Annotated in this window: 21 protein-coding genes; 15 read left to right on the forward strand and 6 right to left on the reverse strand. The window is 67.1% G+C overall.

Annotated elements, in window-relative coordinates; translation table 11 throughout:
- Positions 1-46 precede the first annotated feature (46 nt).
- Positions 47-1,279, forward strand: coding sequence for an MFS transporter (locus tag MNQ99_RS17010; RefSeq protein WP_241913786.1), 1,233 nt, complete (start codon positions 47-49; stop codon positions 1,277-1,279).
- A gap of 275 nt (positions 1,280-1,554) precedes the next feature.
- Here the strand turns inward: MNQ99_RS17010 and MNQ99_RS17015 are convergent, their stop codons facing one another.
- Complete coding sequence (locus MNQ99_RS17015; RefSeq protein WP_241913787.1) at positions 1,555-2,520, reverse strand: ornithine cyclodeaminase family protein; 966 nt, start codon at positions 2,518-2,520, stop codon at positions 1,555-1,557.
- Between the two features lie 333 nt (positions 2,521-2,853).
- Between MNQ99_RS17015 and MNQ99_RS17020 the strand changes: the two genes are divergently transcribed.
- Positions 2,854-4,752, forward strand: coding sequence for an FAD-binding monooxygenase (locus MNQ99_RS17020; RefSeq protein ID WP_241913788.1), 1,899 nt, complete (start codon positions 2,854-2,856; stop codon positions 4,750-4,752).
- A gap of 71 nt (positions 4,753-4,823) precedes the next feature.
- Here the strand turns inward: MNQ99_RS17020 and MNQ99_RS17025 are convergent, their stop codons facing one another.
- The 3 genes from MNQ99_RS17025 to MNQ99_RS17035 form a co-directional block, all read right to left on the reverse strand.
- Positions 4,824-5,396 (reverse strand): GNAT family N-acetyltransferase, encoded by a 573-nt coding sequence (locus MNQ99_RS17025; protein ID WP_127515033.1) that lies wholly within the window; start codon positions 5,394-5,396, stop codon positions 4,824-4,826.
- A 108-nt stretch (positions 5,397-5,504) separates the two neighbouring features.
- Positions 5,505-6,176, reverse strand: coding sequence for a DNA alkylation repair protein (locus MNQ99_RS17030; protein ID WP_241913789.1), 672 nt, complete (start codon positions 6,174-6,176; stop codon positions 5,505-5,507).
- A gap of 97 nt (positions 6,177-6,273) precedes the next feature.
- Positions 6,274-7,338 carry an LLM class flavin-dependent oxidoreductase gene (locus tag MNQ99_RS17035; protein ID WP_241913790.1) on the reverse strand — a complete coding sequence of 355 codons (1,065 nt, stop codon included), beginning with the start codon at positions 7,336-7,338 and terminating at the stop codon, positions 6,274-6,276.
- Between the two features lie 173 nt (positions 7,339-7,511).
- Between MNQ99_RS17035 and MNQ99_RS19045 the strand changes: the two genes are divergently transcribed.
- The 6 genes from MNQ99_RS19045 (at position 7,512) to MNQ99_RS17060 (ending at position 12,670) form a co-directional block, all read left to right on the forward strand.
- On the forward strand, positions 7,512-7,646 hold the full coding sequence (locus MNQ99_RS19045) for a hypothetical protein (protein WP_277883565.1): 135 nt from the start codon (positions 7,512-7,514) through the stop codon (positions 7,644-7,646).
- A gap of 5 nt (positions 7,647-7,651) precedes the next feature.
- Positions 7,652-8,794, forward strand: coding sequence for a N(5)-(carboxyethyl)ornithine synthase (locus MNQ99_RS17040; RefSeq protein WP_241913791.1), 1,143 nt, complete (start codon positions 7,652-7,654; stop codon positions 8,792-8,794).
- Positions 8,795-8,965: 171 nt separating this feature from the next.
- Positions 8,966-9,580 (forward strand): nucleoside/nucleotide kinase family protein, encoded by a 615-nt coding sequence (locus tag MNQ99_RS17045; protein WP_241913792.1) that lies wholly within the window; start codon positions 8,966-8,968, stop codon positions 9,578-9,580.
- A gap of 101 nt (positions 9,581-9,681) precedes the next feature.
- A complete protein-coding gene (locus MNQ99_RS17050) occupies positions 9,682-10,050 on the forward strand; it encodes a DUF6507 family protein (protein ID WP_241913793.1) in 369 nt (122 codons plus the stop codon).
- On the forward strand, positions 10,047-12,035 hold the full coding sequence (locus tag MNQ99_RS17055; protein ID WP_241913794.1) for an alpha/beta hydrolase: 1,989 nt from the start codon (positions 10,047-10,049) through the stop codon (positions 12,033-12,035). Before MNQ99_RS17050 ends, MNQ99_RS17055 begins: the two co-directional genes overlap by 4 nt.
- A 131-nt stretch (positions 12,036-12,166) precedes the next feature.
- Positions 12,167-12,670: a hypothetical protein gene (locus tag MNQ99_RS17060; protein WP_241913795.1), complete on the forward strand. Its 504-nt coding sequence runs from the start codon at positions 12,167-12,169 to the stop codon at positions 12,668-12,670.
- A gap of 48 nt (positions 12,671-12,718) precedes the next feature.
- On the opposite strand, the gene MNQ99_RS17065 is transcribed toward MNQ99_RS17060, so the two are convergent.
- A complete protein-coding gene (locus MNQ99_RS17065) occupies positions 12,719-13,600 on the reverse strand; it encodes a DNA-formamidopyrimidine glycosylase family protein (RefSeq protein ID WP_241913796.1) in 882 nt (293 codons plus the stop codon).
- Between the two features lie 279 nt (positions 13,601-13,879).
- Between MNQ99_RS17065 and betT the strand changes: the two genes are divergently transcribed.
- From betT to MNQ99_RS17090, 5 genes are all read left to right on the forward strand, one after another.
- Positions 13,880-16,096: a choline BCCT transporter BetT gene (gene betT, locus MNQ99_RS17070; protein ID WP_241915413.1), complete on the forward strand. Its 2,217-nt coding sequence runs from the start codon at positions 13,880-13,882 to the stop codon at positions 16,094-16,096.
- The gene (locus tag MNQ99_RS17075) at positions 16,093-17,589 is read left to right on the forward strand and encodes an aldehyde dehydrogenase family protein (protein ID WP_241913797.1); all 1,497 of its coding nucleotides are present in this window, start codon (positions 16,093-16,095) and stop codon (positions 17,587-17,589) included. The genes betT and MNQ99_RS17075 overlap by 4 nt, the downstream gene beginning before the upstream one ends.
- A complete protein-coding gene (locus MNQ99_RS17080) occupies positions 17,590-19,224 on the forward strand; it encodes a GMC family oxidoreductase (protein ID WP_241913798.1) in 1,635 nt (544 codons plus the stop codon). It begins immediately after the preceding gene.
- A 379-nt stretch (positions 19,225-19,603) separates the two neighbouring features.
- On the forward strand, positions 19,604-21,628 hold the full coding sequence (locus MNQ99_RS17085) for a transglycosylase domain-containing protein (RefSeq protein ID WP_241913799.1): 2,025 nt from the start codon (positions 19,604-19,606) through the stop codon (positions 21,626-21,628).
- A 164-nt stretch (positions 21,629-21,792) separates the two neighbouring features.
- Positions 21,793-22,530 carry a GntR family transcriptional regulator gene (locus MNQ99_RS17090; RefSeq protein WP_241913800.1) on the forward strand — a complete coding sequence of 246 codons (738 nt, stop codon included), beginning with the start codon at positions 21,793-21,795 and terminating at the stop codon, positions 22,528-22,530.
- 88 nt (positions 22,531-22,618) lie between these two features.
- Here the strand turns inward: MNQ99_RS17090 and MNQ99_RS17095 are convergent, their stop codons facing one another.
- A complete protein-coding gene (locus MNQ99_RS17095; protein WP_241913801.1) occupies positions 22,619-23,140 on the reverse strand; it encodes an iron chaperone in 522 nt (173 codons plus the stop codon).
- Positions 23,141-23,330: 190 nt separating this feature from the next.
- Here MNQ99_RS17095 and MNQ99_RS17100 point away from each other — a divergent pair, with 190 nt between their 5' ends.
- Together MNQ99_RS17100 and MNQ99_RS17105 are read left to right on the forward strand one after the other, a co-directional pair.
- A complete protein-coding gene (locus MNQ99_RS17100) occupies positions 23,331-24,314 on the forward strand; it encodes a phosphotriesterase family protein (RefSeq protein WP_241913802.1) in 984 nt (327 codons plus the stop codon).
- Between the two features lie 54 nt (positions 24,315-24,368).
- Positions 24,369-25,331, forward strand: coding sequence for a phosphotriesterase family protein (locus MNQ99_RS17105; protein WP_241913803.1), 963 nt, complete (start codon positions 24,369-24,371; stop codon positions 25,329-25,331).
- Positions 25,332-25,435: the final 104 nt, after the last annotated feature.

The raw sequence follows: 25,435 nt of genomic DNA on the forward strand, positions 1-25,435 counted from the left end.
ATCCGTGGCGTCCGGCCACGGCAACGATGTCCGGGACCGACCAGGCATGGAGGCCGACCGCGTGCAGGAGAAGCTGTGGAGCAGGAACCTTGTGCTGGCGATCGGCACCAACCTGTTCATCTACATCGTGTTCTACCTGCTGATGACGTCCATGGCGCTCTATGCGGCGCAGCGGTTCCTGGCGTCCGACGCCGGGGCCGGTTTCGCGTCCAGCGCGTTCATCGTCGGGGCGCTGGTCTCGCGGTTCTTCGCCGGGCCGCTGATTGACAACGTGGGTCGGCGGCGGATCCTGCTGATCAGCCTGGCCGCCTTCGTCGCGGCTTCCCTGCTGTACATCCCGGCCGGTTCGCTGCCGTTGCTGCTGGCTCTGCGTCTGGTCCACGGGGTGGCATTCGGGCTGGCCAACACGGCGGTGACGGCCGGCGCGCAGGCACTGATCCCGCCGACCCGGCGCAGTGAAGGCACCGGCTATTTCGCGGTCTCGACCACGCTGGCCACCGCGATCGGCCCGCTGATGGCGGTGCTGCTGGTGGTCGACGGGAATTACGACCGCGTCTTCCTCTTCTGTGCGGCCTGTTCCGTGGCCGCGATGCTGGTGACCCTCACCCTGCGGCTGCCCAAGGCGCCGCCGGCGCCCGCCGCCGTCGTCAATCAGCGCGGCCCGGGAAGCATGACGGAGAAGATGCACCGGAGGCCCGGCAGCCTGCTGGCGAAGGTGTTCGAGCCGGCGGTCCTGCCGATCACTACGGTGCTGCTGGTGGCTGGCCTGGCTTACTCCGGTGTGCTCTCCTTCTTGGCCTCGTATGCGAATGCCGCCGGCGCCACCGATGCGGCTGCGTTGTTCTTCGGCGTGTTTGCCGCCGCCGTGCTGGTGTCGCGCCTGACCGCCGGAAGGATCCAGGACCGTCGGGGCGACAACGTGGTGATCTACCCGGCCATGGCGCTGTTCGCCGCCGGGCTGGCGCTGCTGGCGCTGGGGCCGGCCATCTGGGTTGTCCTTGCCTCCGCAGTACTGAGCGGGCTGGGCTTCGGCACCCTGCTGCCGGGGACCCAAGCCATCACCGTCGGGCTGATTCCGGAGCACCGGTTCGGCACGGCGCTGGCCACGTATTACCTGATGCTGGACATCGGCACCGGTCTGGGCCCCGTGCTGTTGGGCCTGCTGGTGCCGTTGACCGGCTTCAACGGCATGTACGCCTGGCTGGGCGGGCTGATGGTTGCCTGCATCCCGCTGTACTACTTGGTGCATGGCCGGGCGGCCCGGAAAGTGCCTGTGTAGCAAGACCGGCGGGGCCCCGCCGCCGGCACGAACGACCGGCACCACCCTGGTTGTCGCAGCCGACAGCCGGCGCCACATTGGTTGCGTCAGCGCAAGAAGAACTGACCCTTCGGGCCCGCGCTGCCGCTGGCTAAAAGGTACGCGGCACACCCAGCACCAGAAGTCCTGCTCCTCGGCGGACCGATGTGGCGCCCACTATCCGGGATGCTGCCCGATGTGGCGCCCACTATCCGGGATGCTGCCCAGTGTGGCGCCCACCTTCAACCCGCGCAAACCTACTTCCCCGGCCTGCCCTCCTCGTACACCACGGCGGCCGTGACCAGGTCTTCCCAGGCCATGCCCACGCCGGTGTACAGGCAGCAGGTGCGCGGCCGCCGCACCAGCTTGCCTTCCATCAGATCGCGCAGGTTGGGCGGCTGGATCCGCTGCCACTCCTCCACGCTGCGCGCGGGGATCAGGTCGCCGCTCTCCCGCCACGAGGAGGCGCGGCCTTCCACCACAATGTCGCTGCGCAGCACCAGCGCCGCATCCACCTCGCGGGCGTCCAGGCCGTGCTGTCCCACGGACGCGATGATCGCCCCGTCCTGGGGCAGCGTCCCGTCGAACAGCGGCTCCGGCGAGGAGGTCACGCAGAGTACGACGTCGGCGCCCGCCACCGCGGCGTCCGGCTCACCGGTTGCGTCGGCCACCTCGATCCCCTCGGCGGCCAGCACGGCCACCAGTTCCGCCACTCGGTGCGGACGCTGGCCGACCACGGTGAAACTGGCGTTGGCGAACACGGCCCGGGCGGCGCGGATGTGGTTCAGTGCCTGCACGCCGGCGCCGAAGACCAGCACCCGCGGAGCGTCCCCGAAACCTTCGCCGTCCGGCGCCGCCGCAGCGATGTTCTTCACCGCGGCCAGGGTGGTGGCCGGCGTGCGGATGGCCGTCAGTTCCGCGCCGTCCATGGTGGCCAGCGGGGCGAGCGTCTGGGCGTCGAACAAGACGTAGATGCCCTGGATCTTCTCCAGCCCGCGGCCCGGGTTCCTCGGCGCGATCGTCGCCACCTTCACCCCGCTGTAGCGGCCGCCGCCCTCGGTGGGCATGATCAGGAATTCCCCGTCCGGCGCGGGGCTGAACAGCCGCGGGCTGTCCAGTTCCGGGTCAACGCCGGACAGCAGCCCCTCCTCGATGGCACGCACCGCCCGGCTGAACGGGACGGCCGAACGCACGGCACCGGCGTCGAAATAGGGAATGGTCACAGGAACGGCTCCTTTAGCGGCGTTTGATGGACTCCGAAAGTCTGCACAGTAGCTGGTTGCCGGAGTCCTCATGGTTGGCCGGAGTCTACGTTTAACCTCCCGCAATTTCAGCATTCATGCCCGGGAGCACGCCACATGCTCCGCCCAAGACCCGGCACCTGAACACTTTTTTAGCCGCCCTGCTGGATCACGCACTGTTACTTGAATTACTTGTTAGCTGCGTCATGTTTGTCGTAGAGTGACTAAACCGACCGGTTATTCAGTTATCGAACCCGCTGTTCAAATATAGAACACAGGCCAGCCGCAAACGGCACAACGAAGTGAGGACATCCCGTGCAGTTCCACCACCACGGCTACGTATCAGGCGACCCGCGTGTCAAGCCCGCCGCCGGCGTCGGCATCAACCGCCCCGAGGAGCTTCCCGACGAGGTGGACGTGCTCATCGTGGGCTCCGGACCTGCCGGCATGCTCGCCGCGGCCCAGCTCGCCCAGTTCCCGAACATCACCACCCGTTTGGTGGAGCGCCGCGACGGCCGACTGGTGCTGGGACAGGCCGACGGCATCCAGGCCCGCAGCGTGGAAACCTTCCAGGCCTTCGGCTTCGCCGAGCAGATCACTGCCGAGGCATTCTGGCTCACCGAAATGAACTTCTGGCGCCCGGACACCGAGAACCCCCGGAACATTGTCCGCGGCGGCCGCGCCGTCGACGACGAGATGGGTATCAGCGAGTTCCCGCACCTGATTGTCAACCAGGCCCGCGTGCTGGACTACTTCGCCGACGTGGCCGCCAACTCCCCCAGCCGCCTGACGCCTGACTACGGCTGGGAATTCAAGACCCTTGAGGTGGCCGACGAGGGCGAGTACCCGGTCAAGGTCACGCTGATCCGCAGCGCCGGCCCGGATGAAGGCACCGAGCGCATCGTCCACGCCAAGTACGTGGTGGGCTGCGACGGCGCTCGCAGCAAGGTCCGCGCCTCGATCGGCAGCACCCTCGCCGGCGACAGCGCCAACCACGCCTGGGGCGTCATGGACGTACTGGCGAACACCGACTTCCCGGACATCCGCACCAAGTGCGCCATCCAGTCGCACGACGGCGGCTCCATCCTGCTGATCCCGCGCGAAGGCGGCTACCTGTTCCGCATGTACGTGGACCTCGGCGTGGTCCCCGACGACGACAACGGCAAGATCCGCCAGACCACCATCGAGCAGATCATCGCCAAGGCCAACGAAATCATGACCCCGTACACGGTGGACGTGCGCAGCGTTGCCTGGCACAGCGTGTACGAGGTGGGCCACCGCCTCACCGACCGGTTCGATGACCTGCTGCCCGAGGCCGTGGGCACCCGCACCCCGCGCGTCTTCATCACCGGCGACGCCTGCCACACGCACAGCGCGAAGGCCGGCCAGGGCATGAACGTCTCCATGCAGGACGGCTTCAACATCGCCTGGAAGCTGGGCCACGTGCTGGAGGGCCGCAGCCCGGAGAGCCTGCTCTCCACCTACTCCGCCGAGCGCCAGGTTGTGGCGAAGGACCTCATCGACTTCGACAAGGAGTGGTCGACGATGATGGCGAAGAAGCCCGAGGAGTTCGCCGATCCGTCGGAGCTCGAGGACTTCTACGTGCGCACCGCCGAGTTCCCGGCCGGCTTCATGACCGAGTACTCACAGTCGATCCTGACGGGCGCGCGCAGCCACCAGGACCTGGCCACCGGCTTCACCGTCGGCAAGCGCTTCAAGTCCGCCAAGGTCTCCCGCGTCTGCGACACCAACCCGCTGCACCTGGGCCACCTCGCCGAGGCCGACGGCCGCTGGCGCATCTACGTCTTCGCCGACCAGGCCAAGGCCGGCGAGTCCACGGCTGTGGCGAACCTGGCCGAGTGGCTGGCCACCGCGCAGGACTCGCCGCTGGCCGCCACCCCGGAGGGCGCTGACCTCGATGCCTGGTTCGATGTGAAGGTCATCTACCAGCAGAACCACGAGGACGTCGATATCAACGCCGTGCCCGCGGTGTTCAAGCCGCAGGTCGGCCCGTTCCAGCTGACCAACCTGGAAAAGGTCTTCGGCACCGCCAAGGACGAGGACATCTTCGACGTCCGCGGCCTCTCCCGCGACGGCGCCATCGTGGTGGTTCGCCCGGACCAGTACGTGGCGAACGTCCTGCCGCTGACCGCGACGGCCGAACTGGCAGAGTTCTTCGCCCCCGTGCTGCCGGCCCGCCAGCCGCAGCACTAACCAGCAGCAAAAGGGAGGACGACGGCGGTGCGCACGCACCGTCGTCGTCCTCCTTTTAAAGCGCAAAACGGTCAGCGCAGGTCCAGCCGCATGAGGATGCGGGGAAACCCGTTCAGCACCGAGTCTGTGTCAGCCGCTTTGCTGAAGCCGGCCTGCTCAAAGAGTCTCCGGGTGCCCACATAAGCCATGGTGAGATCGACCTTTTCGCCCTGGTTGTCCACCGGGTAACCCTCGATGGCGGGGGCGCCGTACCCGCGCGCGAACTCAACCGCGCCGGCCAGCAACTGGTGCGAGATGCCCTGGCCGCGGTGCCCGGGCCGCACCCGGATGCACCACACCGACCACACGTCGGCGTCGTCCACCTGCGGAATTTTCCGGCTGGTGGCAAAGCTGGTGTCGGCCCGAGGATGCACCGCTGCCCAGCCCACCACTTCGCCGCCGTCGTAGGCGAGCACTCCGGGCGGCGGATCCTGCCGGCACAAACGCCGCACCATGTCGCCGCGCTCCGTCCCGCGCAAGGCAACGTTGTCTTTCGACGGGAGGCGATAGCTCAGGCACCAACAGACATTCGCGTCGGCACGTTTCGGCCCGAGGACTGCCTTCACGTCCTCGAAGACCTCAGCTGGCCTGACTTCCACCGCCATGCACCCACACTGGCACCAACAGCCGGCCCCCCGCAATGGACCCGGCCAGCGGACTGTCAGGGCTTCCGGTCAGCGTCTCCCGGTCGCGGCGGCATAGCTTCCGGGCGCTCAGGCCTTCGCCTGCCGGCTCACCATTTCGTTGATCCAGATGGGCGCGAACGGCGAGGTGCAGTTCGGCGGCGTGGGGTAGTCCTTCAGCACCTCGAGGCGTTCGCCGATGTCGAGTGCGCGGCTGCGGTGCTCGGCGTGCTCAATCCCGATCTGGGCCAAGGTGTGGTTCATCGCCCACTGCAGCCGGTCCGGAGCGTCCTTCATCTCCGCCTCCACAGTGTCCAGCAGCCCGGGCAGGTCCAGTCCCTCGGGCTTCTTCGCCACCCGTTCGGTGGTCAGCGCCCAGCCGGCACTGGCGACCACCGGATCCGCGTCCGCGGTCCAGGCCACGCGCAGTTCTTCGGCGTGCGGGCTCTTCTTGACCACATAGTTCACCAGCCAGTCGTGCACCTTGGGCGCCCGCGACTCGCGCAGCATGGTATCCAGTTCGTCTCGCTCGAAGGCCTTCGGACGGCAGATCAACAGCGCCAGCAGCCGCGCCGCTGTATCGCCCGTTGCCCAGAGTTCGCGCGACAGATCCTGCTGGGTCTTCAGCCGCTTCGCGACCGCGCGAAGCTTGCTCAGGTTCACGCCGTGGTCGTCGCCGCGCTTCTCATTCGCCTCGCGAACCCTCGGATCCTCAAGCGTGGCCAATTCGGCCATCACCTCGGCCACCGTCGTCTCTGACATCTCACCCTCCCGGTCAATCACGTCTGCCTCCAGCATATGGGTCGCCACCGATGGTTTCGGAGGACGACGGCGGCGCTCACCCGTCGTCGTGGTGGTCCTATGCTTCCTGGCTCAGTTCCCGGCCGAGTGCTTCCCGGTCCGCGGGCTGCCAGCCGAGCGCCGGTGCGATGTCCCGGGCTGCGACGGTCAGGATCCGGCGCACCACGCTGGCCGGATAGTCGAAGGGCAACGCAATCACCAGCTCATCCGCTGCTGCGAGCGCCACGTCGGCGGCGAGCGCAGCGGCGACCTGCTCCCCGGAACCGGCGGCGACCCGGCCGAACTGGAACGGCAGGTCGGAGTTGCCGCCCTGGCGCTGCGCATCGCGGTCCAGCAGCCACTGCAGTTCCGCTTGTTCCTTCGCGTTGGTGTAAGGCGCAATCTGCCGGCTCACCGACGCGTGCGAGCGCCAGCCGGAAGCCTTGGCATGTTCCGCCCGGTAGGCCTCGATGCACGCCTGCTGGGCCTCCTCAAAGCTGAGCGCAGTGACCTCAGTGTTGAGTGTGGAGAGCTGCAGGCCCAGCCCCTGCCGCCCGGTGCGTTCGGCGCTGGCCAGCGACCCTGCGCCGTAGGCGATCCGGCCGCGCAGCCCCGGGCTGACCGGCTGGACCGACAGCCCCGTGCCGGCCTTGGCGAACGGCACCTGCTCGTCGGCGACGGCCACGGTCCGGCCTTCCACCGCGTGCAGGAACCGTTGGACGCGCTCGTCCACCACGGCGCGCAGGCTCCCGTCGATGGAGCCGTAGGCCTGCGAAAACGTCCCCTCGTTGTTGGAGTACCCGGAGCTCAGCCCCAGCTCCAGCCGGCCGCCAGTCAGCAGATCCACGGTGCCCGCTTCCTCTGCCAGCCGGACGGGATCTTCGAAGCGGATGGGGGTGACCGACGTGCCCACCCGGATTCTGCTGGTCCGCTGCGCGGCCGCGGTTAGGAACGGCAGCGGCGCCGATACGTAGTGCTCCAGATGACGGTGCCGGACGTAGCCCACGTCGTACCCCAGCTCCTCCGCCAGCTCGAAGAGCTCCAACCCTTCATCCAACCCGCGGGACCGGCCGCCGCCGATGCCCGAATGCCCAACGAAGGCCAGAAATCCCAAGCGGAAAGGCTGCGGGTTGGTGGCGGTCATCGGTGGATCCTTTGCATGCTGGCTCGAAACGGGGCATCTCCAGTCAACCATCCGCGCGGCGTTCCCCGGGTGCCATCTCCGGTGGACGCACCATGCCGTATGGTCAAGGGTACGGAGCAAATCGTTGCTCCTGTTAAAGCGCAGCATTCTTCGCTGGCGCTGAGGAGGCACTCATGGCCGACAAATCTCCCCGACAATCAGCATCCAAAAAATCGGGCAAGTCCATCAAGGAAAAGCGCAGCGACAAGAAGGCCAAGGCCGCCGGAGCAGCAGCCTCCGAGACGCTGACCACCATCAAGAAGCGCTGAGTCTTTTGACGCTGCTGTCGCTCGGAGTCCTGGCGACAACGCGCAAGGTCGATGAGCGCAGGCTGGCCCTCCATCCTGCGCACATCGAGCGCCTCGACGCCGACCTGCGCGGTCGGATCATTCTGGAACAGGGCTACGGCGAGCGCTTCGGCGCGTCCGACGCGCAGCTGGAGCAGCTGGTGGGACGGATCGCTCCGCGCCAGGAGCTCCTCGCAGCAGCGGATGTAGTGCTGCTGCCGAAGCCGCAGCCGGAAGACCTTGCCGAGTTACGGGACGGCCAAATCCTCTGGGGTTGGCCGCACTGTGTTCAGGACCGGGCGATTACCCAGCTGGCCATCGACAAGCGGCTGACCCTGATCGCCTTCGAAGCGATGAACCACTGGGCTGCGGACGGCAGATTCGCACTCCACGTTTTCCACAAGAACAACGAGATGGCCGGCTACTGCTCGGTCTTGCATGCGCTGCAGCTGGCGGGATCCACCGGCGACTACGGCCGCCCGCTCAGCGCCGTCGTCATTGGCTTCGGCGCCACCGCCCGCGGCGCGGTCACGGCCCTGAACGCGCACGGCATCCATGACGTCCAGGTGCTGACCAACCGCGCGGCGGCCGCCGTGGGATCACCGATCCACTCCGCACGGATCACCCAGTTCGACCACGACGCTACTGCGCCGCATCTCAGCCATGTCATCACCGACGACGGACGGGTGCCGCTGGCGCCGTTCCTCGCGGAGCGCGACATCGTGGTCAACTGCACGCTGCAAGACCCCAACAACCCGCTGATCTACCTGGACGAAGCGGATCTGGACGGCTTCCGGCCGGGCAGCCTGATTGTCGATGTGTCCTGCGATGAAGGCATGGGCTTCAGCTGGGCCAAGATGACCACCTTTGCCGAACCCACGTTCGAGGTCGGCGACCACGTGAGCTATTACGCCGTGGACCACTCGCCTTCCTACCTGTGGAATTCCGCGACCTGGGAGATCAGCACGGCGCTGATCCCGTTCCTGCGCACGGTCATGAGCGGACCCGGAAGCTGGAACGACGACGACACGATCAGCCGGGCCATCGAAATCCGCGACGGCATCATCGCCAACCCGGCAGTCCTGGCATTCCAGAACCGCTCGGCAGAGTATCCGCACGTGGCTGCCTGAGGCACGTAGCACTCACCACCGCAGAGGAAGGACGACGACGGCGCTTACCTGCCGTCGTCGTCCTCCTGTTTTTGAGGTGCAGTTCGGCAAAGTCACAGCAGAACCGGGCATCGATCCCGGCCGGGCTTTCGTTATTCCAAGCGAGATCATCGACCGAGAGCAGGGACACCCTTGTCCAAAGAAACCGGACGCAGCCCACGGCGGCACGCGCGGAGAACCGTCGTCATCCTCGGGATTGACGGGGCCGGGAAGACGACGGCGGCTGCCTCGCTGCTCGCTGCCGAGCGGGCAGCCGGCCGACCGGCGCAGCTGCTGCGCAATCCGGCCGGACGGCGCCGGCTGTCCCGGGCCGCTGCACGGCTTGGCATCGGCGTGGCACCGCACTGGGCCGACCGGTTCGAGTCGACCGTGCGCACGCTCAACGTGCTGGTGTCACAGCTCCGGGCCGCCGCGTTCCGCGGCACCACGGTGATGGACCGGCACCTGCACTGCCAGCAGGTCCTCCGCGATGTGCGCGGCCTGCCGCCGGGACGCGTGCTGCCCTGGCTGGTCCGCGTCCTGCCTCGGCCAGACGCGGTGGTGCTGCTGGATTTGCCCGCTGAGGCGGCGCACGCCCGGATCAGCGCGCGGGGCGAGGATTCCGAGTCGGCGGACTATCTCCGGGCGGCCCGCAACGCCTACCTGCGAATGGCCGGGTCGTTGGACTGGCAGGTCGTCGACGCGGCCGGATCCCGCAGCGACGTCCTGCGCCGCGTGCAGGCGGCTGTGTCTCCGCCTCCCACCTAAGCTGCGTCTCCCCCAGCCCATGGGGAGTAGTCCCCATTCAGTTCCGCACCGCTCCGTGGAAAAGTGACGGAGGAAACGGTTAACCGGAGGGGCGGGCGGTAATGGGCAGCTGGCGGATCAGTCCCAGGCGGCTGCATGCGGTTCTGGTGGACGTCGCCGCCGACGGGCAGTCGCTGGACAAGGCGGCAGGCGACGCAGCAGCGGCCGGCGACGACGCGTCGTCGTTGTTTGGCAGCGCCGCGGACGTAGCGGAGGCGTTCGCCGGGTTTTGGTCGCCGCGGAGCGAAGTGGGCCAGCGGATCGCCGGCCTGGTCTACGGCAAGTCCCAGGTGGTGGCCGAGGCGGCCGAGCTGTTCATCGACGCCGACGGGCAGATGTCCGCTGCCGCCGCTGACTTCGCCGAGACCCTGAATGCCGGCGATGCCCCGGTGCTCGCAGCGCGCGGTTTCGGCCCGGTGCCGCAGCCGTGACCATCAGGCTGGGCAGTGTCCCGGAGCTCGATGTGCCCTGGGGCCAATTGTCGGACGCTGTGGAGGAGATGTCGCAGCGTGCCGCATCAGCGGGCAGCTATCTGGTGGATGCTCAAGCTGCGTGGGCGGGGCTGAAGGACGCCTACCGGCAGCCGGACACGGAGCTGGAGGTCCATGCCGCGCTGGCAGAGCTGGACGGCCCGATGCAGGAATGGACCGCAGCTTTGGCCGCTGCCCGCGACGCCCTGGCAGCGTTCGTCGCCGCGGGCCGGCCGCTTCAGGCGGAGGCGGAAGAGCTGGCCGCCGCGCGGCCCGCGCTCGCCGCGCACCTGGCAGCCGTGCTGGACGGCGACGAAGCGCAGGGCGACAATCAGGCGGAGCGTGCCCTCCCCCGGGCGGAAGCCTTCAATGGACGGCTGGCCTCGCTGCGGGCGGACTGGCAAGCCCTGACCAACGAAACCTCTGCGGCGCTGAAGGGCATCAGCGGCGGCACCCTCGACTCGCTGCCGCCCACTCCGCTGCTGGCTGCCTCCGCCGCGCTCCCGGCCGCACCGCCGTGGGCCAGCTTCACCAGCGGCTTGAACGAGCGTTTCGGCCCGCTGACCCCGGAGTCGTACCTGGCCTCGCTGACCGGGCTCACCGATCAGGAGCTGCGCGAATGGGCGGCGGCCAACCCCGAAGGCGCTGCCTTGCTGGCTGCGAACAAGCTGCCGGTCTGGCGGATGCCCGGTTCCGCCGAGGCAGTGATGGCTCAGGCCATGGCCAACGACGCCGCCCTGACCGAAGCCGGGATCGGCACCATCCGGGACGCCTGGAAGGAGCTGGCTCCGGGTGACCAGGAACGCCTGCTGCTGCTCTACCCCGCGGTGTTCGGCGCGCTGAACGGGGTTCCGTTCGCCAAACGGATCCGCGCCAACACCATCACGGCCGCCGGCTACCGGGAGACGGTGGCCACCCGGCAGGAGCAGCTCGGCGCCAAGCCGGACCTCAACGACTACCTCCCTGCCGGGCAGAACCAGCACCGCGCGCACCACCAGCGGGCTTATCTGCAGTACACCGAGGACCTGGAAAGGTGGCAGACCGAGCACAACCGGCTGGCGACCCTTCGCACGGGACTGGACTTCGCCGTCGAACATCAAATGCAGGTGGTGATGCTCAGCCTGGATGGCGATGGCCGGATCGTCACCATGGACGGCGCGCTGGGTCCGGGCACCCGGACCATCGCCACCCTGGTTCCCGGCACCGGCGCGGATCTGGGCCAGCTTGAAGCGTACACACGCCGGTTGGACGCGGTGAACGGCGAGCCCTCGACGGGCACGGTCTCTTTCTACTGGCAGGGCACCGACCTGCCGGACGAGGTCAGCGACAACGTCACCACCTCGTTCAACGAGGACGGCGGCCCGCTGCTCGCGGCGTTCGACCATGCCCTGGATCTGGAGGCCCGGCCCAACGCCCGCACCACGTACATTGGCTACAGCGCCGGCGGCTCGCTGCTGGGCACCGGCGAGCGCGAAGGCCTCGATTCCACCAACATCGTCTACGTGGCTCCCGCTGGCACCGGGCACAACGTCGGCAGTCCCGAGGACACGGCCAACCCCGATGCCCACCGCTACTGGCTGCAGACCCGCGACGACCCGATCTCCGCCGCGCAAATTCTGGGCGGCGGTTACCACGGGCCCTCGTTCTGGCGCGGCGGCAACCCCACCGCCATGGACCCGGTCCGGCTGGAGACAGGCTTCCTGAGGCCCGAAGATCCCGAATCCCTGATGGGCGGCCACACCGACTACTTCCGGCGCGACTCCACCTCCGCCACTAATATCCAAGGCGTCATCGAGGGCACCGAGGTCAGCACGTACGTCGAGGACCAGATCCACCAGACCTTCTCTCCCTACGGCCCGCTCATCGTCAGTCCGCTCGAGCAGAATCCCGAGGACTACGCCTATGGCAATCTTGAGACCGTGACGGTTGAAAGTCTGGAGAAATGACCATGCGGAAACACTTCCCACCGCATGGTCCGTCCCGCCCGAGCGGCAGAGCACGACGGCGGCCGCCCGGCTTCGCCGCCAGCCTCACCACCGCGGCCACCCTTTCCGCCATCATCCTAGGAGGCTGCGCTGTGCCGCAGGAGAACCAACCGCTGGAGAGCCAGGCAACCTCGCAGGACTACGGCCGCCAGCTAGAGCAACTGCTGACCCAAGCTATGGCCGAGGCGTCCTCCGCCGCCGATTTGAAGGTGAACCTCCTCCGCGAAGAGACCTGCCTGCGCCCGGAGAACGAACAGCCGCAGACCCAAACCGCCTGGATCGCCCGCGCCACCGGCGAAGTCGCCGACACCGACCAAGCCAACGCCGCCCTCGACGCCGCCGCCGGCTACCTGACCGCGCAGGGCTGGGAGCTGAAAAACGAAACTACCGCCCAGACGGGCGACGTGCGCAAACTGTACTTCCGGCACGGCGACCTCGGTGCCACCGCCGCCCACCACACCATCGGCGGCCCCGGCACCGTGGTCCTCTCCTTCAGCAGCCCCTGCCTGGACCACCCCGACGACCACCGCATGGTCCGCTCCGAACAGGACCCGGAATACGGCAAGAACAGCCAGTACTACGACGACGGCGCCTGACCCCGCGCTGGTAAACGCCCGGGACGCCGCCGTTACGAGTCGAGCCGCCTACTTCAGGAACTTGGACATTCTGCGGTCCGCCAGCAGCTTTCCGCCGGTCTGGCAGGTGGGGCAGTACTGGAGCGAGGAGTCGGCGAAGGAGACTTCGCGGACGGTGTCACCGCAGACGGGACAGGTCTCGCCGGTGCGGCCATGCACGTGCATGGCTTTGCGCTTGGAGTCCTTCAGCTCGGCGGCGGGACGGCCCGAGGACTGGTCGATCGCGGCCTCGAGCACCTGGTGCATCGCCCAATACAGCCGTTCCACGTCCTCGGGGTCCAGCTTTGACGCGTTGGCGAACGGGGAGAGCTTGGCTGCGTGCAGGATCTCGTCGCTGTAGGCGTTGCCGATGCCGGCGATCGCCGACTGATCCCGCAGCAGTCCCTTGATCTGGCCGCTGTGGGAGGCGACCATCTGCACGAAAGCCGGGGCATCGACGTCGAGCGCGTCAGGTCCCAGCCGGGCGATGCCCGGGACATCCTGGAGATCCTTGACCACATAGACGGCCAGCGACTTCTTGGTTCCCGCCTCGGTCAGATCGAAGCCCGGCGCCGCTTCGCTGTCTGCCGCGAAGCGCACGCGCAGGGCCATCGCCCCCTTGCCCGGCCGCAGCCGGCCCGGCTTGAGCGCATCGGACCAGCGGAGCCAGCCGGCCTTGGCCAGGTGCATCACCAAGTGCGCGTCGCCGGCGGTGATGGCGATGAATTTGCCGTGGCGGGTTACTCCGGACACGGGCTCGGCGCCCAGGACCTCGAGCGGGAGGTCTGCGGTCTTCAGGACCGAGAAGGACAGCACCTCGACGTCCGCGATCCGGGCCGGCGGCTCCTCCGGCGGAAGCAGCTTCGACCGCAGGAAATCGACCAGTCCCTGCACTTCAGGCATCTCCGGCATGCCCTCACGGTAACGCAAAAAGGGCGTCAGGGGCCCGGAAACTGCTCCCCCACTCCTCCCTTCGCGCTCCCTGCGGCCCGCATTAAATCATCCGTCAAGAGTTTTCCATGGTGATACTCCTCAAAGACACGCGTGATCCTGCCCACTTAAAAAGTGTGTTACTCGCGCGAAGTTGAGTTAATTCCTGCCGTTGCTAGCGTCGAAGGTTGGCCCCGAGGGGCCGTGGCAACCAGCGAGACCGCGACCAGCAGAACCATCGATGCGAGGTACGAGACCGATATGAGCACGCCGCCCAAGCCCGCCGCGCCCGGGCACGACGCCCGGGATACCCGGGATACCCGGCCACCAGCGCCGGACACCGTTCCACCAGGGGGCGATGTCCCAGCCGAGCCCGAGCAGCGCACCAGAGTCAACAAGACCGTCTTTATCGGCTCAGCCGTCGGCGTGCTGGGCATCGCCTTGTGGGCCATCATTGACCGGGAATCGGCGGACGCCGTCATCGGCTCCGCCGTGGCCTGGGTGGGCTCCACCTTCGGCTGGTGGTACTCGCTGATCGTCGTCTCGGTCCTCGTCTTCGTGCTCTTCGTGGCCGTCTCCCGGGTGGGCAAGACCCGGCTGGGGCCGGACCACTCACGCCCGACCTTCAACCTCTTTACCTGGACGGCGATGCTCTTCGCCGCCGGCATCGGGATTGACCTGATGTTCTTCTCGGTGGCGGAACCGGTGACCCAGTATCTGGCGCCGCCCACGGGCGACGGCTCCACGGTCGAGTCCGCCCGGCAGGCCGTGGTCTGGACACTGTTCCACTACGGCATTCTCGGCTGGGGCCTCTACGCCCTGATGGGAATGGCGCTGGGTTACTTCGCCTTCCGGCACAACCTGCCGCTGAGCATCCGCTCGGCGCTCTACCCGATCCTGGGCAAGCGGATCCACGGGCCGGTGGGGCACGCCGTGGATATTGCCGCCATGCTCGGCACCATCTTCGGCATCGCCACCAGCCTGGGCATCGGCGTCGCCCAGCTGAACTTTGGCCTGAGCTTCCAGTTCGGCATCCCGGAAAACACGGTGGTCCAGATCGCGCTCATCGCCGTCGCGGTGGTGATGGCGACCATCTCGGTGCTCACCGGGATTGAAAAGGGCATCCGCCGACTGTCCGAACTCAACGTCATCCTGGCCATTTCCCTGATGGTCTTTGTCCTGATCACCGGATCCACCCGCTTCCTGCTGGACGGGATCGTGACCAACATCGGCGACACGCTCGCCCGCTTCCCGTCGATGGCGCTGGACACCTTCGCCTACGACCGTCCCGACGACTGGCTCAACGGCTGGACGCTGTTCTTCTGGGCCTGGTGGATCGCCTGGGCACCCTTCGTGGGCCTGTTCCTGGCGCGCATCTCGCGGGGTCGGACGCTGCGCGAATTCGTGGTCGGCGTGCTGGTGGTGCCGTTCGCGTTCATCCTGCTGTGGATCTCGATCTTCGGCAACAGCGCCCTCGAGATCGTGATGGGCGGCAACGCCGCCTTCGGCGAGGTGGCCATGAGCCAGCCCGAACGCGCCTTCTACGGCCTGCTGGAGCAGTACCCGATGGCCCCGCTCAGCGCCGCCATCGCCACCTTCACCGGCCTGCTGTTCTACGTCACCAGCGCCGATTCCGGTGCCCTGGTGATGAGCAACTTCACCTCCTACCTCAAGGACGCCGACTCCGACGGGCCCAAGTGGCTGCGCGTCTTCTGGTCCGTCGCCACCGGGCTGCTGACCCTGGCCATGCTGCTGGTGGGCGGTGTGCCAACGTTGCAGAGCGCCACGGTCATCATGGGGCTGCCGTTCTCCGTGGTGCTGGTGTTCATCATGCTGGGTCTCTACAAGGCACTGCGTCTGGAGACCGCTCTGGCGGACAGCTACCAGGCCGGCCTGCACGCCGTGCTCAACTCCCGCACCAACGTGCCCGCCGGCGCGGACAGCCGCCGCGGCTGGCGCCAGCGCCTGTCCCGGGCGATGAACTACCCGGGCCGCCGCCAGGCCCAGCGCTTCGTGTCCGAGGTGGCGGTCCCCGCACTGTCCGACGTGCGCGCCGACCTCGCAAGCCGCGGCATGGAGACCACGATCAAGACCAGTACGGTCGAAGCCTTTGGCATCGATTCCGTGGACTTCTGCGTAGAACTCGACGGCGAACGCACCTTCAAGTACCAGGTCTTCCCGGTGCAGAACGATGTGCCGTCCTACGCACGTTCCTCCGGCGCCGGCGGGAAGTACTACCGGATCGAGGTGTTCTCGCTGGAGGGCAGCCACGGCTACGACCTGATGGGGTACAGCAAGGACGAAGTCATCGCCGACGTGCTGGACCACTACGAGGTGCACCTGGAGTTCCTGCACCAGCATCGCGCCACCCTGCCGTACACCACGGCCGCCGAAAGCGTCCCGGCCAAGGCGGACTGGGACACCGACTACGACACGGTCGACGAACCCGTCGCCGCACTTCCGAAGGAGACACCATGACCACCACCGCCTCCACCTTATTCATCAACGGCTCGTGGGAGCCGGCCGCTTCCGGCGGGGTGCGCGAGATCCGCAACCCGGCCGACGGCGAGCTGGTCGCCACCGTGTCCGAGGCCGGCCGGGACGACGCCGAACGCGCCATCGCCGCCGCCCGCACCGCCTTCGACTCCGGCGTCTGGGCCGCCGTTCCGGCACCGGAGCGGGGCGACTTCCTGCTCAAGGTCGCCGCCGGGCTGCGCGAGCGCCGCGAGGAGTTCGCCCGCGCCGAGTCGCTGGACACCGGCAAGCGGATGGTTGAAAGCCGCATCGACATGGACGACATCGCCGCCTGCTTCGATTACTTCGGCAAGCTCGCCGGGCAGCAGGCCGGCCGCATGGTCGACGCCGGCGACCCCGCCGTCGTGAGCAAAATAGTGCACGAGCCGGTGGGTGTGTGCGGCATGATCACGCCTTGGAACTACCCGCTGTTGCAGGCTGCGTGGAAGATCGCGCCCGCACTCGCGGCCGGCTGCACGTTTGTGCTCAAGCCTGCCGAGCTCACCCCATCCACGGCCATCCTGACCATGAAGCTGCTCCAGGACCTGGGCCTGCCTGACGGCGTCGCGAACCTGGTCACCGGCCCCGGCGCGGAAGCGGGCGCACCGCTGTCCGAGCACCCGGACGTCGACCTCGTCTCCTTCACCGGAGGGCTGGCGACCGGCCGGGTGGTCGCGGCGTCCGCGGCCGGAACCGTGAAAAAGGTGGCCCTGGAACTGGGCGGCAAGAACCCCAACGTGGTGTTCGCCGACGCAGACTTTGACGCCGCCGTCGATAATGCGCTGAACGGCGCCTTTGTCCACTCGGGCCAGGTCTGCTCCGCCGGCGCCCGGCTGGTGGTCGAGGAATCGATCGCCGAACGCTTCGTGGACGAGCTGGTCCGCCGGGCGGAAGGCATCCGGCTGGGCGGTCCCTTCGACGAGAATGCAGAAACCGGGCCGCTGATCTCGGCGGCGCACCGGGAGAAGGTGGACGCGTACGTCCAGCGGGGCGTGCAGGAGGGCGCGCGGCTGCGCTGCGGCGGCGCCGCCCCGGAGGGCCCCGGCTACGACGACGGTTTCTACTACCTGCCGACCGTCCTGGACCGCGTCGAACGCGGCATGTCCGTCGTCGTCGACGAAGCCTTCGGCCCGGTGGTGACGGTGGAAACCTTCCGCACCGAGGACGAGGCAGTGGCCACCGCCAACGACACGGTCTACGGCCTGGCCGGAGCGGTCTGGACGCAGGACGCCGGCAAGGCGCAGCGCGTGGCCGGCCGGCTGCGGCACGGCACCGTCTGGATCAACGACTTCCATCCTTACCTCCCGCAGGCCGAATGGGGCGGCTTCGGCCAGTCCGGCGTCGGCCGCGAGCTCGGCCCGACGGGTCTGGCCGAGTACCAGGAGGCCAAGCACATCTACCAGAACACCAGCCCGCAGGTGACCGGCTGGTTCGCTGACCGCGCCAAGGAGAACTGAATGCACACCGACAACATCGAGAACCTGACCGACCGGGAGTTTGACTACATCGTGGTCGGCGGCGGGTCTGCCGGGGCCGCCGTCGCCGCCCGGCTGAGCGAAGACCCCGCAGTGACCGTGGCGCTGGTGGAGGCCGGCCCGGACGACCGCGGCGTGCCCGAGGTGCTGCAGCTGGACCGCTGGATGGAGCTGCTCGAATCCGGCTACGACTGGGACTACCCGATTGAGCCGCAGGAAAACGGCAACTCCTTCATGCGCCACTCCCGCGCCAAGGTGATGGGCGGCTGCTCCAGCCACAACTCCTGCATCGCCTTCTGGGCCCCGCGCGAGGACCTGGACGAATGGGAGTCCAAGCACGGCGCCGCCGGCTGGAACGCCGAGGCTGCTTACCCGCTGTATCAGCGGCTGGAGACCAACGAAGACGCCGGCCCGGATGCTCCGCACCACGGCGACGCCGGCCCCGTGCACGTGATGAACGTGCCCCCGGTGGACCCCACCGGCGTCGCACTGCTGGACGCCTGCGAGCAGGTGGGCATTCCGCGCGCCAAGTTCAACGATGGCAGCACCGTGGTCAACGGCGCCAACTTCTTCCAGATCAACCGGCGGGCGGACGGCACGCGTTCCTCCAGTTCCGTGTCCTACATCCACCCGATCATCGAGCGGGAAAACTTCACCTTGCTGACCGGTCTGCGCGCCCGCCGGCTGGTGTTCGACGCGGACAAGCGCTGCACCGGCGTCGAGATCGTGGACAACGCCTTCGGCCGCACGTACACGCTGTCCGCCCGGCAGGAGGTGGTGCTCTCCACAGGCGCCATCGACTCGCCGAAGCTGCTGATGCTCTCCGGCATCGGCCCCGCCGCCCACCTGGCGGAGCACGGCATCGACGTGCTGGTGGACTCCCCCGGCGTCGGCGAACACCTGCAGGATCACCCGGAGGGCGTGGTCCAGTTCGAAGCGAAGCAGCCGATGGTCACCGAATCCACCCAGTGGTGGGAGATCGGTATCTTCACGCCCACCGAGGATGGCCTGGACCGCCCCGACCTGATGATGCACTACGGCTCCGTGCCGTTCGACATGAACACGCTCCGGCACGGCTACCCCACCACGGAGAACGGCTTCAGCCTCACGCCGAACGTCACGCACGCCCGCTCCCGCGGCACCGTCCGGCTGCGCAGCCGCGACTTCCGTGACAAGCCCATGGTCGATCCCCGGTACTTCACCGACCCCGAAGGCCACGACATGCGCGTCATGGTGGCCGGCATCCGCAAAGCCCGCGAAATCGCAGCCCAGCCGGCCATGGCCGAGTGGGCCGGGCGCGAGCTGTCCCCGGGCATCGAGGCGCAGACCGACGAGGAACTGCAGGACTACATCCGCAAGACGCACAACACCGTCTACCATCCCGTCGGCACCGTCCGGATGGGCCCGCTAGACGATGACATGTCGCCGCTGGACCCCGCGCTGCGGGTCAAGGGCGTCACCGGCCTGCGCGTTGCGGATGCCTCGGTCATGCCCGAGCACGTGACCGTCAATCCCAACCTCACCGTCATGATGATCGGCGAGCGCTGCGCCGACCTGATCCGCGGCGGCCGGGCCAGTGAACCAGCGACGGCGGCGGCAGGCTCGGTGCGATGCTAACCGACTGGCGGCCGGAAGGCGGGGCGTCGTCGGATGACGATTCCCCGCCTTTCGTGCCTTCTGCGGGCAGTACGACGGCGGTGCCCGGCACCCCGCGCGAGGGTTGGCTCTTGCCGACCAGACCGGACCTTCGAGGAGGTGAGCCGGCTCCGCAAATCCTGTGCCCGAAACCTCTACCGCAGGGCCCCTGGAGCTTCTACGCTTTCTATACTGCTCCGTCTGTGGGGAAGGAGGGGTGTGGGAACCGCCGGCGTCGGGGTATGCCTGCCCGACGCCCCGCCGGAGGGATTTCACCCGGATCCGTCGGCCGGTTTCCGCACAACGGATCATGTGGCCCTTTCGACGCAACAGGCCTGTAGAGGTCGAGTTCGATGAACTGATGGAGACTGCCCGCCACCCGAAGAAGAAGCGCCGTCGTCGGCGCCTCGACTTGTGGCTGGTGAGCGTGGCAGTGGCGGCCTTCGCCGCGGGCGCACTCGTGGCGCCGGCGGCGGTAGGGGTCTCCGTCGTCGGAAATTCAGTCCTCGACGTGTGGCAAACCCTGCCCACTAATCTGCCGCTGAATCGCCCGTTGGCGCAGCATACGGTCCTATTGGACAAGGACGGCAAGGAATTCGCCCGGTTCTACAGCGAGAACCGGGTTGATGTTGAGCTGGACCAGGTGTCGGAGGCCTTCAAGAAGACCCTGGTCAGCACAGAGGACGCCCGCTTCTACGAACACGGCGGGGTGGACCCCCTCGGCATCACCCGGGCCCTGTTCCACAACATCACCAGCAGTGACGTCCAGGGCGCTTCCACCCTCACCCAACAACTGGTCCAGAACATCCTGATCAATCATGCTCGGAACCAGGAGGAGGATAACGTCGCTGTCGGCGACACCTACAACGCCAAAATCCGGGAAATGAAGTATGCCGTCGCTTTGGAGAAACAGCTGCCCAAGGATGAGATTCTGCTGCGCTACATGAACGCCGTCTATTTCGGGAACCGCGCCTATGGGGTGGAGGCAGCGGCCCGCTTCTACTTCAGCACGACGGCGGCGAAGCTCGACTATGCGCAGTCCGCGCTGTTGGTCGGCCTGCTCAAGGCGCCGACCGCTCTCGACCCGTTCACCCACCCCGACGCCGCCACGGAGCGGCGCAACACCGTACTGGATGTGCTGGAAAGGCAGGGGGTATTGTCGGCCGACCAAGCGCAGGCGGCCCGCGAGGCCCCACTGGGCGTGAAGCGCGGCGACGAGCCGTCCGGCTGCGGCGGGTCCAAATATCCGTTCTACTGTGAGGCGGTCCGGGAAGAAATCCTGTCCAACCCGGCCTTCGGCAAGACCGCGAAAATCCGAGAGCAGCGCTTCAACCTGGGCGGCCTGACCTTGACCACCGCCCTGGACCGGAAGGCCGCGGACGCGGCGCAAAAAGCCGTCGAAAGGGCACTGGGCAACGGCAACCGGGCGGCCCTGGGCACCGCCGTGGTGCAGCCGGGAACCGGCCATGTGGCCGCCATCGCGCAGAACCGTGTCTGGGGCAAGGGCAAAGGCAAGACCCAGGTGGTCTACGTCCGCAACGCCTTCCAAGTCGGGTCGGCCATGAAGCCGATCGTGCTCGCCACCGCGCTCACGCAGGGCATTCATACCTCCACCAAGTTCCGTGCCGACGGCCCCTATCGCTCACGGAAACTGGCAAACCCGAAGGGTGGCTACATCAACTACGACAACGTTGACTACGGAGTCATCAACGCGTACCAAGCCATCCGCGCCTCGGTGAATATCTATTTCATCAAACTCGTCGAGCGTGTCGGTGTCATCAACGCGGCCAAAATGGCCAACAAGCTGGGCATCACGTCCATCAACCCCGACAAGCTGACCGGCAGGGAAGGATCCCTCGCCCTCGGCGCCTACGAAGTCACGCCGCTGCAAATGGCCAGCGCCTACGCCGCGTTCATGACCAACGGCACGGTGTGCAAACCGGTCACCGTCATCAAGGCAGTCCAAAACGAGCCGAAGAAGGAGCTGCCCGTTCCGGACCCCGATTGTCACCGCGCCATCAAACCCGCTGTGGCGGACACCGTGGCGGATGTGCTCAAGGAGCCCTTCAACCCGCAAGGAACCCTGGGACCGCGCATCGAACTCCAGGGCAACCGGGAGGCCGGGGCCAAGACCGGAACCACCAACGACTTCGCTGCGAACTGGATTGTCGGCGGAACGCCACAGCTCGTGGCCGCCGTTTGGCTTGGTGACCCCCGCGGCGGGGCCCAGTACCCCCTCACGAAACTCAAGGCCTACGGCAAGACCTACAGAGACCTGACCGGTTCCGAAGTCGCCGCGCCTGTCTGGAAGGAAACCATGGACGGCGCGCTCAAGGGCGAGAAGAAAATCCAGTTGCCCGAAGCCCGCCGCTCGCTGACCAAATAGTCACCGCCCCAAATAGACACCGCCGTCTGGCGCACGTCCCTCTTTGCCAGCAAGGTTGCGTCTTTGCCAGCAAGGTTGCGTCTTTGCCAGCAAGGTTGCGCCGTTTGCCTGATCCAGCACATAGGGTTGATTGATCACCACATGAACTGGAGGACCGACCGCTGATGGCTTCTGGCGAACTCGACTACTCGTCCGGGGTCCCGCTGTACCGGCAGATCAAGGAGATCCTGCGCCGGGAGATCGCGGACGGAGCGGCGGATCCGCAGAAGCCTATGACGGAGGCCCAGCTGCTCAGCCGGTTCGAGGTTAGCCGCGCGCCCATCAGGCAAGCGCTCATGGAGCTAACCAGTGACGGGTACGTCTACCGCAAACAGGGCAAAGGCACCTTCCCGGCCAGAGGACTCCGGGTGCACCGCCCGGCCGACGTCCAGTCCGGACGTTTTTATCAGTTCCTGGTAGACAGCGGGATGCACCCGTCGTCGAAAGTTTCCGTCCCTGAATGGGTGGAACCGCCCACCGAAGTCGGCCAGTTGCTGGGCACGGACGAGCACGAGCGGCTCTTGCATTTCACCCGTCTGATTTCGGTCGAGGGCGCGCCGCTGGCCGAGGCGAACGTGTACATCCGCGCGCCGCGCGACTTCAACCCCACGGTGCAGGAATTGGAAGAGAGCGGCTCGGCCTTCGAACTGCTGGAGCGGGGCTATGGCATCACACTGGGCCGATCGGAACACGAAGCCTGGGCGACGGCGGCGACCGCGGATGACGCTGCAACCTTGGGCGTCAGTGAGGGAAGTCCGCTGCTGGTCATCGACACGATCTTCCGCACCGCCGGCGGCCGTCCCATCGGCTGGCGCTCTGCCCTGCATCACGCCGAAAACTTCAAATACCGCTTCACGCAGTAGCACCCCGGCGGTCTCCCGCCGGGAACTCCATCCCCACGAGTCACTCAGTTAAGCAGGTGGAACGGTGAAGTGCGTCGAGGCGACTGACTCAAACCTTGTCTGAAGGCAGTTGCTGTAGCCGCCATGCGATGATCTCGCGGATGAGCTCAGTCGGGAGCGGGGCGTCATGGCGCAACTGTATAAGGTGCTCGGTGGTTCCATATGCGGCCAGCTCTGTCGAGAAATGCGCGATCGCCTCTGGAGTCGGATAGAACCCGATGTGGCGCTTTGTTCCGGTGAAGAAAAACAACGGCTCGGTGCCGAGCTTGAAGGTCGGCATACGCCAACTGATCGATTCTTCCGCTTCATCGGGCACGGCCGACCGGATCAGTTCATACACGGACAGCAGTCGATCCCGCACATCGCCGTCGTACCGGTCGATGTACTCGCTGATCGAACTCGCAGTCATGGTGGTCTCCCTTTTCGCGACGTCAGGCGGGGGCGACGGTCGCATCTTGAGCGATGGTGAACGCCGATCATACGACAGTTGCACCGATAGATCGCCGCCGTCGAAGATCACCGACGTGCCCAGAACAACCGGTCGGTAATGGCATTGACTTTCACCTGACATCGTGTAAACCTAGTTTACAGGTAATCGGGGTCACATCCACAGGCAGTCGGCATCCAACCGCTCGGCGCTTGTTTCCTTCGTTTACCGACGCCTGCACCGAGTTCGGCGAGGATTTAATCCAGAGGTCGCGGTGCATGATCCTTCCCAACGCGTGGCGCCCCGGCGTGACGTAGAACGAAAGGTTGTGCCGATGACGGATACAACGACTTCCCCCACCGCAACCGTCAACACGGTCCTTGGACCCGTTCCTGCCCTTGACCTGGGCGTGGTCGCGGTCCACGAATCCCTGCTCTCCGTCCTGCCGGGCGCGCAGTACGCCCCGGACATCTCCATGGACCGGGCCGAGATCTTCGAGGCCCTGGCCGCGAAACTCACCGACTTCCGCGACAAGGGCGGCAAGACCATCGTCGACAGCACGGGGATGTTCCATGGCCGCGATCTCAAGCTCTACGAGGCACTGTCCCGCTCCACCGGCGTGCACATCATCGCCTCCACCGGGCTCGGCCCCGAGGAGGAACTCGGCGGCTACTTCCTGACCCCGCAGACCAACCCGCCCACGCCGTGGCCCGCCGAAAAGTTCGCAGACCTCTTCGGCAAGGAGGTCACCGAAGGCATGGTGGTCCCCCGGGTTGAACGCCGCGCCGACGCCGGGATCGTCACCACCACCGCCGACCGCTCCGGCATGACTCCTACCGAGGAGTCCCTGTTCCGCGGCTCCGCCCGCGCAGCCAAGAACACCGGTGTGCCGGTCTCCATCCGCTTCGGCGCCAATGTGCTGCACGACCTGGACGTGGTCCTCGACGAGCAGATCGGCGCAGACCGCGTGCTGGTCGGCGATCTGGACCGTAAGGACGCCGCCAAGTTCGCCCTCGAGGTCGCCGGCCGCGGAGCCTTCGTCGGGATCGACCATGTAGGCCTGGACGACGACGGGGACTACCTCAGCGACCGCGAGCGCGCCGGCCTGGTGCTGGAACTCGTCAAGGCCGGCCACGCGGACAAGATCATCCTCTCCGGCAACTCCATCGGCGTGGCCAAGGGGCTGCCGGAGTACAACCTCCCGTACAGCCACGTGCTGGCCACCTTCGTGCCTTTCCTCAAGGACCAAGGCCTGAGCGACGACGACGCGCAGCGCATCCTGGTGGACAACCCGCGCCGCCTGCTGACGGTGCGCTGACCGCCCGAGGCGAGCACCGCCGTCGTACATCAACAAAGCTTTTCTAATCACGAGGTGAGGGTCTTGACCAAAGTAAACACCGTGCTGGGAACCATCCCGGCTGAAGAACTGGAAATCGTGGCGGTCCACGAACACATCGGCTACGGCATGCCCGGCTCCGAACTGGACACCAAGTGGTGGAAGTCGCCGGAACAGGCCTACGAGGAAACCGTGCCGAAGCTGCGGAAGTTCCGCGAGTACGGCGGCGGCACCTTCGTGGACGCCACCGGCATCTGCAACGGCCGCGACATCGACTACTACCGGTCGCTGTCCAAGAAGACCGGCGTCCACATTGTGGCCTGCACCGGCTTTGTCGGCGGCGACACCGCCCTGCCGCACTTCTCGCGGGCCTCGGTGGACTACCTGGCAAAGGTGTTCATCCACGAGATCACCGTGAGCATCGGCGACACCGGCGCCAAGGCCGGCGTCATCAAGGTCGGCGTCAGCCGCGGCGGCAAGATGACCGAGTTGGACAAGCGCATCTACCGGGCCGCGGCTCGCGCCGCCGTGATCACCGGGGTGCCGATCCTGACGCACCTGGCGATCGACCCCGAACCGGCCGTGAACATCTTCAACGAAGAGGGCCTTGACTTGGACCGCGTGCTCTTCGGCCACGCCGACGACGGCCTGAACGCGCCGATCACCCCGCACGACTGGATCTACGAGCAGGGCGGCCGCATCGGCTTCGACACCTTCGGCTACGACCTCGAGCTGCCGGACCCGCCGTTCTGGGGCCGCAAGCGCGCCGAGCGGATGGAGCACTTCGTCAACCTGGTGCACAAGGGCTACGCGGACAAGCTGCTGGTCTCGGCCGATGCCAACTGCAGCCCGCTGGGCTGGCCGGGCGTGAAGGGCCACACCATTAACTACATCTTTGAGGACATGCTGCCCGACATGCGAGCCGCCGGCATCGACGACGCCACCATCAAGCTGCTGCTGGAAGACAACCCGGCGGACTTCCTGTCCATCAAGGCCTAAACCGCAACCATCCGCACCCCGCCACGCCATAGACGACGACGGCGGGACCCCACCATCCATCTCACCCCCGAGGTCGCCCCCGCGGCGTCCAGTGAAGGAACACA

Source organism: Arthrobacter sulfonylureivorans (genome assembly GCF_022637435.1).
Classification (GTDB): domain Bacteria; phylum Actinomycetota; class Actinomycetes; order Actinomycetales; family Micrococcaceae; genus Crystallibacter; species Crystallibacter sulfonylureivorans.

Excerpts from the sequence above, each read along its gene's own strand:
- MNQ99_RS17010 (WP_241913786.1), top strand. The coding sequence starts at position 47 with ATGGAGGCCGACCGCGTGCAGGAGAAGCTGTGGAGCAGGAACCTTGTG.
- MNQ99_RS17025 (WP_127515033.1), bottom strand. The coding sequence starts at position 5,396 with ATGGCGGTGGAAGTCAGGCCAGCTGAGGTCTTCGAGGACGTGAAGGCA.
- MNQ99_RS17030 (WP_241913789.1), bottom strand. The coding sequence starts at position 6,176 with ATGTCAGAGACGACGGTGGCCGAGGTGATGGCCGAATTGGCCACGCTT.
- MNQ99_RS17035 (WP_241913790.1), bottom strand. The coding sequence starts at position 7,338 with ATGACCGCCACCAACCCGCAGCCTTTCCGCTTGGGATTTCTGGCCTTC.
- MNQ99_RS19045 (WP_277883565.1), top strand. The coding sequence starts at position 7,512 with ATGGCCGACAAATCTCCCCGACAATCAGCATCCAAAAAATCGGGCAAG.
- MNQ99_RS17050 (WP_241913793.1), top strand. The coding sequence starts at position 9,682 with ATGGGCAGCTGGCGGATCAGTCCCAGGCGGCTGCATGCGGTTCTGGTG.
- MNQ99_RS17065 (WP_241913796.1), bottom strand. The coding sequence starts at position 13,600 with ATGCCGGAGATGCCTGAAGTGCAGGGACTGGTCGATTTCCTGCGGTCG.
- betT (WP_241915413.1), top strand. The coding sequence starts at position 13,880 with ATGAGCACGCCGCCCAAGCCCGCCGCGCCCGGGCACGACGCCCGGGAT.
- MNQ99_RS17075 (WP_241913797.1), top strand. The coding sequence starts at position 16,093 with ATGACCACCACCGCCTCCACCTTATTCATCAACGGCTCGTGGGAGCCG.
- MNQ99_RS17080 (WP_241913798.1), top strand. The coding sequence starts at position 17,590 with ATGCACACCGACAACATCGAGAACCTGACCGACCGGGAGTTTGACTAC.
- MNQ99_RS17085 (WP_241913799.1), top strand. The coding sequence starts at position 19,604 with ATGGAGACTGCCCGCCACCCGAAGAAGAAGCGCCGTCGTCGGCGCCTC.
- MNQ99_RS17090 (WP_241913800.1), top strand. The coding sequence starts at position 21,793 with ATGGCTTCTGGCGAACTCGACTACTCGTCCGGGGTCCCGCTGTACCGG.
- MNQ99_RS17095 (WP_241913801.1), bottom strand. The coding sequence starts at position 23,140 with ATGTCAGGTGAAAGTCAATGCCATTACCGACCGGTTGTTCTGGGCACG.
- MNQ99_RS17100 (WP_241913802.1), top strand. The coding sequence starts at position 23,331 with ATGACGGATACAACGACTTCCCCCACCGCAACCGTCAACACGGTCCTT.